The organism is Fructilactobacillus sp. X3R5C2, assembly GCF_059901175.1.
Window position 1 is genome coordinate 18,860 of the sequence record NZ_JBWXVC010000002.1, and the last position, 17,032, is coordinate 35,891.

The 17,032-nt window shown below is 38.0% G+C and carries 17 protein-coding genes; all 17 read left to right on the forward strand.

The window, feature by feature from the left end; all coding sequences use genetic code 11:
* Positions 1-14: 14 nt before the first annotated feature.
* The 17 genes from rsmH to AC6UD4_RS02210 all read left to right on the forward strand — a co-directional run bounded on the left by rsmH (position 15) and on the right by AC6UD4_RS02210 (position 17,025).
* Entirely contained in the window at positions 15-959 is a 945-nt protein-coding gene (gene rsmH, locus AC6UD4_RS02130; RefSeq protein ID WP_500693936.1) for a 16S rRNA (cytosine(1402)-N(4))-methyltransferase RsmH, read from the forward strand.
* 12 nt (positions 960-971) lie between these two features.
* Positions 972-1,355, forward strand: coding sequence for a cell division protein FtsL (locus tag AC6UD4_RS02135; protein ID WP_500693935.1), 384 nt, complete (start codon positions 972-974; stop codon positions 1,353-1,355).
* On the forward strand, positions 1,352-3,493 hold the full coding sequence (locus AC6UD4_RS02140) for a penicillin-binding transpeptidase domain-containing protein (protein WP_500693934.1): 2,142 nt from the start codon (positions 1,352-1,354) through the stop codon (positions 3,491-3,493). The genes AC6UD4_RS02135 and AC6UD4_RS02140 overlap by 4 nt, the downstream gene beginning before the upstream one ends.
* Before the next feature lie 21 nt (positions 3,494-3,514).
* Positions 3,515-4,471, forward strand: a complete 957-nt coding sequence (gene mraY / locus AC6UD4_RS02145; RefSeq protein WP_500699365.1) for a phospho-N-acetylmuramoyl-pentapeptide-transferase — start codon at positions 3,515-3,517, stop codon at positions 4,469-4,471.
* 24 nt (positions 4,472-4,495) lie between these two features.
* On the forward strand, positions 4,496-5,872 hold the full coding sequence (gene murD, locus AC6UD4_RS02150) for a UDP-N-acetylmuramoyl-L-alanine--D-glutamate ligase (protein WP_500693932.1): 1,377 nt from the start codon (positions 4,496-4,498) through the stop codon (positions 5,870-5,872).
* Positions 5,872-6,984 carry an undecaprenyldiphospho-muramoylpentapeptide beta-N-acetylglucosaminyltransferase gene (gene murG / locus AC6UD4_RS02155; protein ID WP_500693931.1) on the forward strand — a complete coding sequence of 371 codons (1,113 nt, stop codon included), beginning with the start codon at positions 5,872-5,874 and terminating at the stop codon, positions 6,982-6,984. Before murD ends, murG begins: the two co-directional genes overlap by 1 nt.
* A gap of 12 nt (positions 6,985-6,996) precedes the next feature.
* Positions 6,997-7,812 carry a cell division protein FtsQ/DivIB gene (locus tag AC6UD4_RS02160; protein ID WP_500693930.1) on the forward strand — a complete coding sequence of 272 codons (816 nt, stop codon included), beginning with the start codon at positions 6,997-6,999 and terminating at the stop codon, positions 7,810-7,812.
* A 99-nt stretch (positions 7,813-7,911) separates the two neighbouring features.
* Positions 7,912-9,267, forward strand: coding sequence for a cell division protein FtsA (ftsA, locus tag AC6UD4_RS02165; RefSeq protein WP_500693929.1), 1,356 nt, complete (start codon positions 7,912-7,914; stop codon positions 9,265-9,267).
* A gap of 20 nt (positions 9,268-9,287) precedes the next feature.
* Entirely contained in the window at positions 9,288-10,571 is a 1,284-nt protein-coding gene (gene ftsZ, locus AC6UD4_RS02170; RefSeq protein ID WP_500693928.1) for a cell division protein FtsZ, read from the forward strand.
* Between the two features lie 20 nt (positions 10,572-10,591).
* Positions 10,592-11,008, forward strand: coding sequence for a cell division protein SepF (locus tag AC6UD4_RS02175; RefSeq protein ID WP_500693927.1), 417 nt, complete (start codon positions 10,592-10,594; stop codon positions 11,006-11,008).
* Positions 11,009-11,019: 11 nt separating this feature from the next.
* Positions 11,020-11,295: a YggT family protein gene (locus AC6UD4_RS02180; RefSeq protein WP_500693965.1), complete on the forward strand. Its 276-nt coding sequence runs from the start codon at positions 11,020-11,022 to the stop codon at positions 11,293-11,295.
* 1 nt (position 11,296) lies between these two features.
* The gene (locus AC6UD4_RS02185; RefSeq protein WP_500693926.1) at positions 11,297-12,088 is read left to right on the forward strand and encodes a YlmH family RNA-binding protein; all 792 of its coding nucleotides are present in this window, start codon (positions 11,297-11,299) and stop codon (positions 12,086-12,088) included.
* An 11-nt stretch (positions 12,089-12,099) separates the two neighbouring features.
* Positions 12,100-12,780: a DivIVA domain-containing protein gene (locus AC6UD4_RS02190; protein WP_500693925.1), complete on the forward strand. Its 681-nt coding sequence runs from the start codon at positions 12,100-12,102 to the stop codon at positions 12,778-12,780.
* Between the two features lie 209 nt (positions 12,781-12,989).
* Positions 12,990-15,791 (forward strand): isoleucine--tRNA ligase, encoded by a 2,802-nt coding sequence (ileS, locus tag AC6UD4_RS02195; RefSeq protein ID WP_500693924.1) that lies wholly within the window; start codon positions 12,990-12,992, stop codon positions 15,789-15,791.
* 50 nt (positions 15,792-15,841) lie between these two features.
* Positions 15,842-16,045: a cold-shock protein gene (locus AC6UD4_RS02200; RefSeq protein WP_500693923.1), complete on the forward strand. Its 204-nt coding sequence runs from the start codon at positions 15,842-15,844 to the stop codon at positions 16,043-16,045.
* Positions 16,046-16,099: 54 nt separating this feature from the next.
* A complete protein-coding gene (locus AC6UD4_RS02205) occupies positions 16,100-16,645 on the forward strand; it encodes an NUDIX hydrolase (protein ID WP_500693922.1) in 546 nt (181 codons plus the stop codon).
* Between the two features lie 11 nt (positions 16,646-16,656).
* Positions 16,657-17,025 (forward strand): hypothetical protein, encoded by a 369-nt coding sequence (locus AC6UD4_RS02210; protein ID WP_500693921.1) that lies wholly within the window; start codon positions 16,657-16,659, stop codon positions 17,023-17,025.
* The last annotated feature ends 7 nt before the right edge of the window (positions 17,026-17,032 follow it).

Consider the following 17,032-nt stretch of genomic DNA (forward strand, 5'->3'; position numbering starts at 1 on the left):
TGAGGTGAATTTTAATGTCTACGTTTAAACATCAAACGGTTTTATTAAATGAGGCTATTCGTGGTCTGGATGTTAAGCCCAATGGAATCTATGTTGATTGTACTCTTGGAGGCGGAGGCCATAGTTCTAAGATCTTGTCGGAACTAAAAAATGGCCATTTATACGCTTTTGATCAAGATCAAGTTGCCATCGATTATAATCAAACCCATTTAGAAAAGTTCTTAAAAGATAATGAAATTACTTTTATTCATGATAATTTTAGAAATTTTAAACGTGATTTGAAACGTTATGATGTCGTTGGAATTGATGGGGTTGTCTATGATTTAGGAGTTTCTTCACCACAATTGGATGATGCCAAGCGGGGCTTTAGTTATCAAAAAGATGCTCGTCTTGATATGCGGATGGATCAAAGAAATGATCTAGATGCTTGGGAAGTTATTAATCACTGGTCGTATGAAAAGTTAGTGAAAATTTTTTATCGTTATGGTGAGGAAAAATTTTCTAAGCAAATTGCTCGTAGTATTGAAAAAAATAGAGCTGATCATCCAATCGATACTACAAGTCAATTAGCTGAAATCATTAAGAATGCCATTCCAGCTCCAGCACGAAGACATGGTGGTAATCCAGCTAAGCGCGTTTTTCAAGCCGTACGAATTGCCGTTAATGATGAGTTAGGCGCTTTAGAAGATTCACTTGAGCAGGCGTTAGACATGTTAAATGTTCATGGTCGGATTAGTGTAATCACATTTCAATCGCTTGAAGATCGTTTGGTAAAGGGGATTTTTAAAGAAAAAACCACCATTCAAGATTTACCCCATGATTTACCGGTCATACCGGATTCAATGCAACCAAAGTTTAAAATGGTCCAAAGAAAACCAATTTTACCCAGTGCTGATGAACTTAGTCAAAATCATCGATCGCACAGTGCCAAACTCAGAATCATTGAGAAAATTAAATAGGAGGTGGGAACTTTGGCACAAAATGGTCTAGCAAAAAAAGAATATTCAAATGGAAACGCGTATGAAACATATCGAAGAAATCAGATCAATTCAAAGCGAGTTACTACTCCCCAAAGAGAACATAAGTTCAGTCCTAAGCTGGAAATTACAATTTTAGTAGTTGGATGTGCGATGATATTCTTAATGTCGGTCGCATTGGTTTGGACAAGAATTTCACTTTCAGGTGCCGAGCAAACGTTGCAAGATACTGAGAGTCGATCAACAAGAATACATAATACCAATACCGGACTTAAGCAACAGATTGATGAACTTCAAAGTAGTTCACGTTTAGATAAGGTTGCTAAAGGATCGGGATTAAAACTTTCAAATGATCAAATAAGGAACGTCACAAAATGAATAAAAAACAAGAGCAGATAAAAAATCGGAAAAATGCGATTGCTAATCGAAAAAAATTTGGGATGTATTTTCGGATTTTAGTAATTGTAGTTTTCCTGTTGATTTTCGGCTTTTTTTTTAAAAAAGCAATTTTCAAAAGTGCGAATCACGTTAATTTGGCACAGCAAACAAAGAGTTTGTATGCCCAAACTAACGTGATTAAGTCTAAACGTGGAACCATCTATGATAACAATAACCAAGCGTTGGCTGAGGATACCAGTACTTACTCGATTTATGCTATTTTAAACAAGTCGCAAAAGACTAAAGATGATAAACCAGATTACGTAACTAATCCTGAAAAAACCGCTAGGGTCCTTTCTGAAAACTTGCCGATTAGTTACAAAGATGCCCTTAAGACCCTTAAACCAAAGAAACAAGCCTTTCAGGTTGAATTTGGAAATCCGGGAAAAAACATTTCTTTAGTTGATAAACAAAAAATTGTTTCTCATCATTTGCCCGGCATCAAATTTGTTCAACAACAGAGTCGATTATATCCAAATGGGGTCTTTGCATCTCACATTGTTGGGTTGGCTTCTCCAGTTACCAATAACAAGACTAAGGAGACAAACTTAGTGGGACAAATGGGCCTTGAAAAGTCATTTAATAAAGTTCTGAGTGGGACAAATGGGTATGAAGAAGTAAGACATGATAATTATGGTTACGAAGTACCTGATGATAATAAAAAGGAACGACCAGTGGTTAACGGGAATAGTGTTCATACCACAATTGATTCTCGATTAGAATTTCTGCTTGAAAACCAGATGAGTGAGGTCCAATCACAGGTTCATCCAAAGAGTATGAATGCCATGCTGATTGATGCTAAGACTGGGAAAGTTTTAGCCGCTGCTCAACGACCAACTTTCAATGCTACAACTGGCAAGGGATTAGGTGGCATTTGGCGGAATACATTAACCCAAGATGCTTTTGAGCCAGGTTCAACCATGAAGATTTTTACGCTAGCCGCTTCAATTGATAGCGGTAATTTCCATGGAAATGAGCGTTATCTATCAGGTAAATATGATATTGATGGTAAGATTGTGCCCGATTGGCTACCAACAGGATGGGGAATGATCACTTATAATAAGGGATTTGCCTTGTCTAGTAACGTTGCCATGGCACATTTGGAACAACAGATGGGGCCAAATACTTGGAAAGATTACATTAATCGGTTTCAGTTTCTGAAGAATACTAATTCAGTTTTTGGTGATGATGATTCGGGGAATATGCAATTTAAGTTGCCAATTGAACAGGCTAATACTGCCTTTGGTCAAGGTATTCAAGTAACTGCTTTGCAGATGGTGCAAGCCATGACTTCAGTTGCTAATAACGGCAAAATGATCAAGCCAAGGTTTGTTGATGATATAACCAATGATCACAATAAGGTGGTTAAGAATTATAAGGAAGAAACGTTGGGACATCCCATTAAACCCTCAACTGCTAAAGCTGTTCGAAAGCATATGGAAGATGTTGTTTATAAGCCATATGGGATCGGTCAAGATTACAAGATTCCTGGATATCGAGTAGCTGCAAAGACTGGTACTGCTCAGGTAAGTAATGGATCTGGCGGTTATGAGAATGGTGACGATAGTTACTTGTATTCGGTTGCTGGAATGGTACCTTCTTCAAACCCAAGATACATTATGTACGTAAGTATGAAACAACCCACTTTAAATGGTGGAAAGACCGCTACCCAATTGATGGCGCAAATCTTCAATCCAGTTATGCAGCGGGCATTAACCCAAAATACAGCTGATGATGCGCAAGTTCCAGATGTCGTTAGTCAAAAGACTGATGGGGCTAAAGAGCAACTTAGTAAAAGTCATCTGGAGCCAATTGTGATTGGTGATGGTGACACGGTTACTAAGCAAAGTCCAACGGCGATCGGTGCTGGCTCAGGAGATAATCACGTTATTTTGATCACTAGTGGAGTATTAAAGATTCCTAGTCTTAAAGGTTGGAGCGAAAAAGACGTTCAAACGCTTAGTGATCAATTGGGTATTAAATTAAATACCAGCGGTAAAGGAAAAGTAGAAAGTCAGAGTATCAATGTAGGTCAAAGAATTACCCCCAAAACTACGTTGACAGTTAAATTAAAATAAATTTTGAGAGGATGAAAAGTGATGGATTGGTTAATTCCACTAATTGGAGGATTTATTATTACACTGGGACTAACGCCAGTATTAATAAGTTATTTTAGATCAAAGCATGAAGGTCAGATGATCAGGGAGGAAGGTCCCAGCTGGCATGAAAGTAAGAGTGGAACGCCCACAATGGGAGGATTAGGTTTCATAATTGCAATCGTTATTACGTGCTTGATCTATGGATTAGTAGTTAGCCAATTGAAGTCAACGCTGCTCATTTTAATCTTTGTTCTTGTGTTTTATGGACTAATTGGGATGTGGGATGACTCAATTAAACTGTTTAAGCGTCAAAATGAAGGATTTAAAGCTTGGCAAAAGTTCTTGCTTCAAGTCATTGGAGCGTTGGTGTTTGCTTGGGTTTACTATGCTGATGGATTTCCAATGTCAATTCGCTTTTTTAACCTCGGCGAGATCCCATTAGGCTATTTCTATGTTTTGTTTATCATTTTTTGGCTAGCAGGCTTTTCTAACGCCGTTAACCTCACGGATGGGTTGGATGGATTGGTAAGTGGACTATCAATTATAGCCTTTGGAGCGTATGCCGTTGTCGCTCATTTTCAACACCAGTTTGAAGTTGAAATGTTTTGCATGGCAGTTGCGGGTGCGCTTATCGCGTTTCTGCTTTTTAATCACAAGCCTGCTAAAATCTTTATGGGTGACATGGGTTCTTTAGCACTAGGTGGCGCTTTAGCTGCCGTTTCAATTTTGCTTCATCATGAACTTTCGTTATTATGGGTTGGATTGGTATTCGTTGTTGAAACTGCCAGTGTCATCTTACAAGTTACATCATTTAAACTAACTGGAAAAAGAATCTTTAAGATGACCCCCATTCACCATACTTTTGAGATGATGGGATGGAGTGAATGGAAGATTGATATTGTCTTTTGGCTAGTAGGTTTGTTTACTGCAATCACTGGCGTTATTACAATGATTTAATTTTTAGGGAGCTTAATTTTAATTATGAAAAACGTGGATAATTATAAAGATAAAAATATTTTAGTTTTTGGGGCTGGAATGAGTGGAACCAATGCTGCTAAACTATTGGTTAAGTTGGGAGCAAATGTCACTTTAACCGATGCAAAGCCAGCTGATCAAATTAAAGAATACGATGAATTAAAAGCGGATGGCGTAAGAGTAGTAGCAGGTGAATCACCTCTTTCCCTATTAGATGGAATTGATCTGATGGTCAAGAATCCTGGCATTCCATACGATAATGATTTGGTTAAAGCCGCTCAAGATAAAAACATTCCGATCATTGTGGAATTGGAACTTGCAGCAGAAATCTCAGATGCTCCAATTGTGGGGGTCACAGGTAGTAATGGGAAAACTACTACTACCACTATGATCACTAAAATGTTGCAAGCGGGTAAAAAAGACGGAACGGCCCTATATGGAGGAAATATTGGAATTCCCGCCACTAAAGTGGCTCAAGAAGTTAATAAGAACGATGTCTTAGTATTAGAAATTTCGAGTTTTATGTTACTGGGGACTCCAAAAATTCACCCGCATATTGCTGTCATCACTAATATTTTTTCCAACCATTTGGATTACCACAAAACACGTGAAAATTATGTAAATGCTAAGATGCAGATTACTAAAAACCAAACCAAAGATGATTTTCTTATCATGAATTTTGATAGTGCTGAATGGCGAGAATTAAGCAAGCGTAGTCAAGCTCAAATCGTTCCATTTTCACTCACTGATAAGTACAAAAATGGAGCCTACGTTTCTGAGGGCGATATTTACTTTAAAGATGAATTTATCATGCATGAAAAGGACATTCGGGTTCCGGGTGAACAAAACGTTCAAAATGCCTTAGCCGCAATTGCGGTAGCTAAACTGTATAAGATCTCTACTGAAGCGATTGTTTCAGTATTAAAGAATTTTGGTGGAGTTAGACATCGTGTTCAATATGTTTTAACTGCTGACGATCGCAAGTTTTATAACGATTCTAAGGCAACCGACATTGAGGCCACCCAAATGGCTTTAAGAGGATTTGATGAACCGATCGTTTTGTTAGCAGGTGGATTAGACCGTGGCTATACCTTTGATAAACTGGTTCCTGATTTTAAATCTAATTTAGCTGGAATTGTTTTGTTTGGTGAGACCGCCGACTTGTTAGAAGATGCTGCCAAAAAAGCTGGTGTTCCACAAATTAAAAAAGTTAAAGACCTTGATGAAGCCGTACCGGAAGCGATTAAAATGAGTAAACCAGGAGATATCATATTGTTGTCACCGGCTAATGCAAGTTGGGACCAATTTGCCACTTATCGTGATCGTGGGGATGAATTCATCAAAGACGTTGAGAAGCTAACTGGGAAAAAGGAGACTAAATAATGAGAATGATTGTATCTGGGGGAGGAACTGGTGGACATATCTATCCGGCGCTTGCCCTAATTGACGCGTTAAAAGCTCAAAAGCCTCATTCAGAGGTTTTGTACGTTGGGTCCGATCGCGGATTGGAAGGTAAAATTGTTCCAGAAAAGGGAATTAAATTTGATGCCTTAAAAATTCAAGGATTCAAACGGAAGTTGTTTAGTCTGTATAACTTTAAAACGATCTGGTTGTTTTTAAAAAGTGTCCAAGAATCAAAAAAAATCATTAAAAAGTTTAAACCAGATGTTGTGGTCGGAACCGGCGGGTATGTTTGTGGAGCCGTGGTATATGCTGCAGCTAAGTTAGGAATTCCTACCGTTATTCATGAGCAAAATAGTGTTGTTGGTCTCACTAATCGTTTTTTGAGTCGTTATGTAGATGAAATTGCCATTGCTTTTGACGATGCCCGAAAACAGTTTCCCGAAAATAAAGTTGTTTTCACTGGCAATCCACGGGCACAGCAGGTTGCTAATATGAAAAGCGACTTTAAGTGGAGTGAGTTTGGTTTAAAAGATGATGTTCCGACGGTTTTAATATTTGGTGGAAGTCAGGGTGCACTAAAGATTAATTCATCAGCGGTAGAAGCGATCCCTGAATTTGACCGACGAAAATACCAAGTTGTTTTTGTTACCGGCCAGAAGCGATATCAAGGGGTTAAAAATGATTTAAAAAACGTTAAAATTAACGATAATATTGCCGTTTTACCTTATATTTCAAATATGCCAGCGGTTCTGCCTAAAGTTGATTTAATTGTTGGACGTGCTGGTGCCACTAGTATTGCAGAAATAACTGCCATTGGAATTCCGGCCATTTTAATTCCAAGTCCCTATGTTACGGCGGATCATCAAACTAAGAACGCAATGAGTCTCGTAAAAAATAATGCCGCTATGATTTTGACTGAAAAAGATTTGAATGGGCAATCTTTAGTGACAAAAGTCGATTCTTTAATGCATAACACCGAATTAAGAAAGCAAATGGCTACTAACTCATATGACATGGGAGTTCGTGATGCTGCTGATAAACTTTTAGGCGTTTGTGATCAGGCAATTGAGAAGCATCATAAAAAAGCTTAACGGGTGATCTTAATGAAAACTAGCGATAATGATTCCAATTCATCAGGTCGGTTGGAAAGGTACCAGGAGAGAAAACAAAGGAAGAATAGTCGATATCGAGTCGGACACAAAATTCCTGGGATTAGAAAGCAACAGCGCAAGCAATTAATTAGAGGCTTTTTGCCGATCCTATTATTGTTTATAGTTGTAGCGTTAATTTCTCTCTATTTGGTACTGCCATACAGTCGGGTTTCATCGATTAACATTCAAACTAATCATCAACTCAAGGGCGAAAACATTAAAGATCAGATTCCATTTCAAGTCGGGGATTCGCTGATAATGGTAAGGAGAAACAAAGCTAAAGCCCAAAGGTATGTGTTAGCTCATAATGCGCAGGTTAAACACGTTGATTTTTCTTTTAAAAAGCATAATCAATTAATGGTGAAGGTAGATGGATATTCGAATCCGGAGTACATTTTTAAAGCCGGAAAGTATTATCCCGTCTACCCATCAGGTCATATCTCCGATGAAGCAGTGAAAATTAATGATCCTAGCGATGTCTGCATTGTTTCTGGATTTAAACAGGGCAATGAAATTAGGAATGTGTTAAGACAATATAAAAAAATTAGTCCATCAATTAGGAATCAGATTAAAGAGTTAAAAAATGCTAATACTAAAAGTAATCCGGAGCGAGTTCAGATTTTGATGAAAGATGGAAATGAGATTTACGTCAAAATCAGTACCATGGCAAATAAAATGGCTTACTATCCTGCAATTGCTAAGGACCTAAAACAAAAGAGCGTGGTTAACATGGAGGTGGGGGCATACTCCTATCCTTTGGGGAAATGAGAGCTCTTTATTAACGTTCATCATGTGTGTTAAAATTAAGTGAGATTATGGTATATTGGATCATCTTTTTCAATAGACCCTATATGGAGGTTCCAGATAATGAACGATTCAAATATGTACATTGGTTTAGATATTGGAACTACTTCGATTAAAGTGATTGTAGCTGAGAAGGCTAACGGTCAAATGAATGTAATCGGAGTTGGTAATGAAAAATCAACTGGTGTTAGTCGTGGAGTTATTGTTGATATTGATAAGGCGTCAAATGCTATTGAACGAGCTGTTAGTCAGGCTGAGGAAAAGGCAAGTGTCAAAATTAGCAATGTAATTGTGGGCATCCCGGCTGATCAGATTAAAATTGATAAATGTTCTGGGATGATTGAGCTCCCCGACCAGTCTGAGGAAATCACAAACGATGATGTTGTGGATGTGTCTGAGTCTGCTATTGATACTAACCTTCCACCCGAACGTGAAGTGATCGATTTAACTCCAGATGAATTCATGGTAGACGGTTTTGACGGTATTCAAGATCCAAGAGGGATGGTTGGAAATCGTTTGAAAATGAATGGTCGAATGATTAGTGGGCCTAAGACTATTATTCATAATATTAAAAAGGCCGTTACTAATGCTGGTTTGAATATTGAAGCATTGGTTGTCGATCCCCAGGCTGAAGGAAAATATATTTTAAGTGAATCAGAGCAAGAGTTTGGAACAATATTGATTGACCTAGGTGGAGGACAATCAACGGTTGCGGTTATTCATGACTTTGAACTCAAATACGCCAATGTTGATCTTGAGGGTGGACAATACATAACTAAAGATATTTCTTCAGTATTAAACACTTCTGCCGCTAACGCTGAAAAGTTGAAACGTGGATATGGATATGCTGATGTTGATCAAGCTAGTGAAGATAATGAGTTTCCAGTCGAAGTTGTTGGCCAAGGACAACCAGTTAATGTAAGTGAAAAATTATTAGCTGAAATTATCGAAGCACGAATTGATCAAATCTTTGGCAGACTCAAAGATGATCTTGATGGAATTGATGCATTAAGTCTCCCTGGTGGGATTGTGCTAACTGGCGGGGTATCCTCTATGCCAGGAATTGCTGAATTAGCCGCTAATACCTTTGGCGTTAATGTCAGAGTTTATATTCCTGATCAAATTGGTTTAAGACACCCCTCACTATCGTTAGCATTATCATTAGTTAATTATGGTGGTAATTTAAGTCAAATTGAACGTTTAGTACGTTCAGCATTTGACCATGGTGAGTTCGCCTATGATGACAACGGAAATGCCAGAGAAATTGAACCTCGATCTGAACCAAGCATATCTGGATCCATTCCCTTTAAGCAAAAACGTCAGAATAAAACGGCAAAAAAGAAACGTGAAAAGAAACCAAAGAGTGATAAGAATTTAGGCGAAAAATTAAGTGGCATTGTACACCACTTTTTCGAGTAACGCGGGGGTATTTATAAAATATGGACTATTCAATGGATGCAAATAAAAATAATGGTGCAACAATTAAGGTTATTGGAGTTGGTGGCGGTGGTGGAAATGCCGTTAATCGAATGATCGAAGAAGGCGTTAAAGGGGTCGAATTTATTGCTGCTAACACCGACCTACAGGCTTTAGGAAGTTCTAAAGCAGAAACTAAGATTAATCTTGGACCCAAGCTCACCAAGGGACTAGGAGCCGGTTCAAATCCAGAAGTTGGATCAAAAGCAGCTGAAGAAAGTGAAGAAGCTATTACTGATGCCTTACACGATGCTGACATGGTGTTTGTTACATCAGGAATGGGTGGTGGAACTGGAACTGGGGCAGCTCCGATTGTTGCCAAGATCGCTAAAGATGCTGGTGCATTGACAGTTGGGGTTGTGACTCGTCCCTTTGTTTTTGAGGGACCAAAACGTGATCATAACGCTACTGAAGGAATTGAAGCCCTTAAGCAAAACGTTGATACTTTAGTGGTGGTTTCAAATAACCGCTTGTTAGATATGGTTGATAAAAAAACTCCAATGATGGAAGCCTTTAAGGATGCTGATGACGTTTTACGTCAGGGCGTTCAGGGAATCACTGATTTGATTACTAGTCCTGGGGTTGTTAATTTGGATTTTGCTGATGTAACAAGTGTAATGCAGAATCAAGGATCCGCTCTTATGGGAGTGGGTGCAGCAACCGGCGAAAACCGAACTGAAGAAGCAACTAAGAAAGCCATTAATTCGCCACTATTGGAAGTTTCAATCGACGGAGCTCAACAAGTCTTGCTGAATGTAACTGCCGGACCAGAGTTATCACTTGCTGAGGCACAAGATGCCGCCAATATCGTATCTGATGCAACGTCAAATGATGTTAATATCTTCTTTGGAACCTCAATTGATGAAAATATGGGTGATGAAGTTAAAGTTTCGGTAGTTGCAACTGGGATTCAGACTGGAGATCCAGACCGTTCTGCTAGCCCAGCACTAACTAGGAAGAATCGTTCGAGTACCTTTGCTAGCCCTAAGACTGATAATGCTACTAAAGATAATTCAGCTGATTCTAGTAATGATGATCCACTTCACAACTGGGACATTAGTGATAACCAAAACGAAGTTAGAAATGCTGATTCATCAGATAATGACAAGTTTTCGAACGTGGAAAAGCAAGACTTTGAACCATTTGAAGCTGGAAATAATTCTGATTCAAATAATAATGATAGTGGAAACGACAATGATGATGTCCCTCCATTCTTCAGATATCGGAACCGAAATAATAAGCAATAGTATTCGGAGAGGAGCTAGTAATGTCATATAATTTTAAGCGTTTTTTTGGTCTCGATGATAATAACGAGACTTATGAAGACGACGACTCAAACCAAAATAATGTTGATAGCGTTCGATCTGTAAAAAATAATCCGCGTAAGGTCGTATCAATGAGTAAAAGTGATATTTCTAATAGTAAAATTGCTGTTATGGAACCCCGAATTTATGCTGACGCAAAAAGTATTGCCAGTAAATTAATTGGTGGGAATGCTGTAATTGTTAAAATGGACGGGGTTAGTAATGAGTCCGTCAAAAGAATCGTTGATTTTTTAAATGGGACTATTTACGCTATTGATGGAAAAATAAGACGAATTGATGAGAAAATTTTTCTCTGTGCTCCTAACAATTTTGATATTGATGGCGCAATGGACGAAAAGTTCAATAGTAGGTTAGGATGATTTAATTGGTAATGGTAATTACTTGGATTGCACAGATTATTAATTATGCAATTCAGATTTATATGTTGGCAATCGTAATCGATGCTTTACTGACATGGTTTCCAGGTGCCTCACAATCTCGATTTGGCCAGTTTTTGGGTCGGATCGTGAATCCCTTTTTAGATTACTTTAATTTTGCTCACATTGGGATGTTAGGATTTGGGCCAATATTGGCCTTAGTTGTACTTCAACTTTTACAGTTTGGGGTAACCTACATTGGAAATATTATCATAAGTTTGGTCGCATAAAATGGGTGTTGAAAAAAATATTGAACAACATTTTAGAAAATCCGAATTACCGTTCCTTCAAACTGCAAGTGATTGGATTGATAGTGCGAATTCTGAGTATCGTCCAGTTCTTACTAGTTTTCTCAACTCAAGGGAGTGCTATTTACTTCAGACTTTGGTAAATCGTTATCCTAGTTTGAAGCTGTCGACGTTTGGTGGATATCAAAATGCTGAGATGAAACGAGGTCTGATTTATCCAGACTATTTTGTGCCGAAGTTTGATGATTATGAATTATCACTAATTGAGATTCAATATCCAGAAAAGTTTGCGTCTATCCACCACAATCAAGTTCTTGGAAGTTTGATGGGAAGTGGAATTGAACGTAAGGTTCTCGGCGATATTTTGACCGACGGAGAACGTTGGCAATTTATTTGTGAGAATGAAATGGCTAAGTATTTGATAAGATCAGTTGATCGTATTGGTAAAGTAAAGGTTGATTTAAGCCAAATTAATTTTAGTCAAATTGTTCAGCAAAAAGATGACTGGATAGTAGATTTTGTTACTTTACCATCATTTCGTTTGGACGTTGTTATTTCGATTGGTTTTCATATCTCTAGAAGTATGGCTAAAGGTTTAATTGAACACGAAAAGGTTCGTTTAAATTGGTTTGAGTTTACTAAACCAAATTATGAAATTAAAGTTTCTGATATGATTTCTGTCAGAGGATACGGTAGAATAAAGGTAGTGGGATACAATGGCCACTCGAAAAAAGGAAAATTAAAAGCTGAGTTAAACGTAATAAAAAATAAATGAGGAGGGATATTATGACGCTAACGGCTCAAGATATTCATGATAAAAAGTTTTCACTAAAAATGAGAGGATACAGCATTGATGAAGTCAATGACTTTTTAGATCAACTCACTAAAGATTACCAAATTCTGCAAGATGAGAATGAGGAGCTTAAAAGATCATTAAAGAAAACCAAAAAAGACCTCACTTACTATGATGACCTAAAGAATTCTTTGAACCAATCGATTTTAGTTGCCCAAGAAGCAGCTGATAAGGTTAAAAAGGATGCAGAAAGTGATGCAAATGAAATCAAACAAAAGGCTCAAGAGCAAGCCGATTCTATTTTAACTGAAGCTACTGCCCAATCAAATGAAATCATGGGTAACACTTCGAAACAGGCTCAAAGTCTTTCGATTGCGACTGATGATTTTAGAAATAGTGTGAAGGATTTCCGTCAAAAGATGATTGGAATGCTTAAAAGTCAGTTAGACTTTGCCCAGAGTGAAGATTGGAATAAATTACTCGATTCAAGTAATTTTAGCAATTATGATGAGATTCAAGATGCTGTGAAGAATCTTGACAAGCAGGCTATTGGCAGTGTAAACTCATCTAGTAATGATTCTTCAAAGGGTGATCAATTTGTTGTGGAGTCGGTTTCAGGACCATACACGGATCCGACAGTTGAAATTTATCCCAATGATAAGCTACATAAATAATGATAGATTGAAGATAGAAAGTTGCTAATGGTCTTTTCAGCGAATTAGGGTTGGTGTGAGCCTAAAAAAGTAATTATTAGCAAAAGATCACTTCGTTAATAGTCTATGATGCAATGAGAAAATTAACGGTTGTTAATTTTGAATTTGGGTGGTACCACGAAGACTTCGTCCCTATTAGGGCGAAGTCTTTTTATTTTGAGGAGGATACTATGAGAATTAAGGATACACTAAACTTGGGTAAAACTAAGTTTAAAATGAGAGGAAATCTTCCCGTTAAAGAGGTTGAACGAGAAAAAGTATGGGAAGATAATCAACTTTATCAACAACGGCAAAAAATGAATGAAGGCAAACCATCGTTTGTATTACACGATGGACCTCCGTATGCTAACGGTGATATCCATATGGGACACGCCATGAATAAAATCACGAAAGACATTATTGTTCGATTTAAATCCATGAATGGATACCGTGCTCCTTATGTTCCGGGATGGGATACTCATGGACTACCAATTGAACAGCAACTTAAAAAGAAGGGCTATAATCGCAAAGAGATGTCTACGAATGATTTTCGTAAACTTTGTCACGATTATGCCTTAAAACAAGTTGACCAACAGCGTGATGAATTCAAACGTTTAGGTGTTTCAGCGGACTGGGATAATCCATACCTTACTTTAATGCCCGAATATGAAGCGGCTGAAGTACGTGTTTTTGGTAAAATGGCTGATCGGGGCTTGATTTATAAGGGACTTAAGCCGGTAATTTGGTCTTGGTCATCGGAATCCGCACTAGCGGAAGCAGAAGTTGAGTATCATGATGTGACTTCTCCATCGGCATTTTTTGCTGAAAAAGTGATTGATGGAAATGGAATTTTAGATGACGATACTTATATGGTTGTTTGGACTACGACGCCCTGGACGATTCCTGGTTCTGAGGGAATTACCGTTGAACCCGACTTTAACTATTCGATTATTCAACACGATGATGACCCGAAAAAATATGTTATCGGAACCGATTTACTTGATAAAGACGCAGAAATGTTCGGATGGGAAGACATCAAAACCTTAAAGACGGTCAAAGGAAAGGATTTAAACAACATTAAAGCCCAACATCCGTTTGATAAAGACCGTCAACTGGTTGTAATGAACGGCGATTTTGTTACTAATGACTCCGGAACTGGGTTAGTTCACACTGCTCCTGGATTTGGTGAGGACGACTATAACATTGGGATGGAATACGGTTTAGATGTATTTGCTCCTGTAGATGCTAAAGGATACCTCACTAAAGAAGCCGGTCCTGATTTTGAAGGTGTCTTTTATGAGGATGCTAACCAAATTGCTTTGGATAAGTTAAAAAAACAGGGACAGTTAATTCATTACATGCCTTATAAACATAGTTATCCCTTTGACTGGCGAACCAAAAAGCCGGTCATTTATCGTGCTACCCCACAGTGGTTTGCCTCAGTTGATAAGATTAGAAAAGAAATCTTGGATGCCATCGATACGGTTGGATTTAACCCTGATTGGGGCCAAAAGCGACTCTATAACATGATTCGTGATCGTGGTGACTGGGTCATTTCTAGACAGCGAGTTTGGGGAGTTCCACTACCAATTTTCTATGGTGAAGATGGAGAACCAATCATTACTGATGAGACGATTGAACACGTTGCTAGTTTGTTTGGTAAATATGGCTCCGATATTTGGTTTGAAAGGGAAGCCAATGATCTTTTACCAGACGGATTTACTAGTGAGCATTCACCAAATGGTAAGTTTACCAAAGAAAATGACATTATGGATGTTTGGTTCGATTCTGGTACTTCTCATCAGGGCGTTTTGGCTGAACGCCCTGAATTGACGTATCCATCTGATCTCGTTGTTGAAGGATCCGATCAATACCGTGGTTGGTTTAACTCTAGTCTGATTACAAGTGTTGCCTATGCCGACATTGCACCTTACAAACATGTTTTATCACAAGGATTTACCCTGGATAAAAAAGGTCACAAAATGAGTAAATCACTTGGAAATACGATCGCCCCAAGTGATGTTATCAAGCAAATGGGAGCTGACATTGTTCGTTTGTGGGTTACCACTGTTGATACTTCAGCTGATGTACGGGTATCAATGGGTAATTTTAAGGTCGTTTCTGATAGTTATAAAAAGATCAGAAATACAATTCGGTATATGTTAGCTAATACAAGTGATTTTGATTCAGAATCAGATTCGGTTAAGTATGAAGACATGAACCATGCTGATCAGTACATGATGCTTCGCTTGAATCAATTAATTAAAAACGTTAAAGATGACTACAACAAGTACGATTTCATGAGTATTAACAAGGAGTTACTGTCATTTATTACTAGTGATTTGTCGGCTTTCTACTTGGATTTTGCAAAAGATATTTTGTACATTGATCCCAAGAATGGTCACAGACGCCGTTCAATGCAAACGGTTTTATACGAGGTCCTAGTTGCTTTAACGAAATTAATGACTCCAATCATCCCCCACACGACCGAGGAAATTTGGAATTTCTTAAATGAACCAGAAGAATTTGTTCAGTTGGCTGAAATGCCAGAAGTTAAGCACTTTGACAATGAAGATGAAATTAGTCATCAGTGGGATCAATTTATGAAGTTGAGAAAGAACGTGTTGAAAGCCATGGAACTGGCTCGAGATGGTAAAGTAATTGGTAAACCGTCTGAAGCTAAATTGACTTTGTATGTTGATGATGCAACTAAGAAGCTGTTTAACGATTTAGGTGTGGATATTGCTCAAATCTTGATGGTTTCTCAATTAGAGGTTAAATCAATTGATGAAGTTGACTCAGATGCAGATCGATTTGATGATAATTTAGCAATTAAAGTAGAGCATGCCAAAGGTGAGACCTGTGTTCGTTGTCGTCTCATTAAGCAGGATGTTGGTTCTGACCCAGATTACCCAGAGTTCTGTGGTCGTTGTGCTAAGATTGTTAAAGAAGAGTTTCCAGAAACAGCAACAGACGGATTTGAAGAAAAGTAATGGAATCGGGATTTGATCCCGATTTTTTATTAACAAAGGGGTAAAACGAAATGAAAGGTACGATTAAAAGTTACGAAAGGGATAAGGGATTTGGGTACATTGAGGTTCCTAATTCTGATGACATTTTCATGCATATTACTGGGATTATTTCTGGAAATCCAAAGCAAATTAAGCCCGGTGATCAAGTTGATTTTGTAAAAGCCATGGGACAACACGGTTTCCAGGCCGCTAAGGTGGTTTTACATCAAGATTAAAGCAATTGCATTGGGGTTATATTATGGTTAAACTATTTTTGGAAGGTGATTATTATGGATTTTGAAGAAAAAGTAATTAGTAGTAAACCGGTTTATAATGGACCAATTGCTCAAGTAGAAGAACAGCAAGTTAAGCTTCCAAATGGACAGTTAGCCTCTAGAGAGATTATTCACCACTGTAAATCAGTAGCAATGCTTGCAATCACCTCAGACAATAAAATGATTTTAGAGAAACAATGGCGCGCCCCAGCAAAACAAGTGATGATTGAAATCCCTGCAGGTAAATTGGATGATCGCGACAATGATTCACCGATTCATGCCGTTAAAAGGGAATTAAATGAAGAAGTTCGATATAACGCTAAGGAAATTAAAGAGCTTTATTCATTTTATCCATCAGTTGGAATTTCTGATGAGTATATGTATTTGTACTTAGTGGAGGGATTAACCCCAGTGAAGACAAAGTTACCTAGAGATCCTGGTGAATTTTTAGAAATTAATGAGTATACGCTAGATGAAGCCAAACAAATGATGAAAAGTGGCAAAATCATTGATGCTAAGACAATTATGGCAATCCAATACTGGGAACTGATGCAGAAATAGGCGGTCAATATATGGTAGTTAATGATAGGGAAAAAGATCGGTCTGAAATGACTAGATCTGAGTATCAGCGCATGTATGGTGATAGCGGGAGAAGAGATCCCCGTACTCGTTATGATAATGAATCAGAAAATCAAGAGACTCGGCATGCTCGTTTGAAAAAGCGAAGCTGGTTTGACCGATTGTTTCATCGTGCTAATAAGGGTCAATCCGATGAATCTTCGGGGAATTATTATACCGATCAACCGGACTCATATGAAAGAGAAAGACAAGATGCTTCTGAGTACAAACGTAAACGACTCGGAAGAAGATTGAATGTCGTTATATTATTATTATTGTTATTAATTGTGCTCGTGCTAGCAATTATGAGATTCGTTGGATAATTTAGGA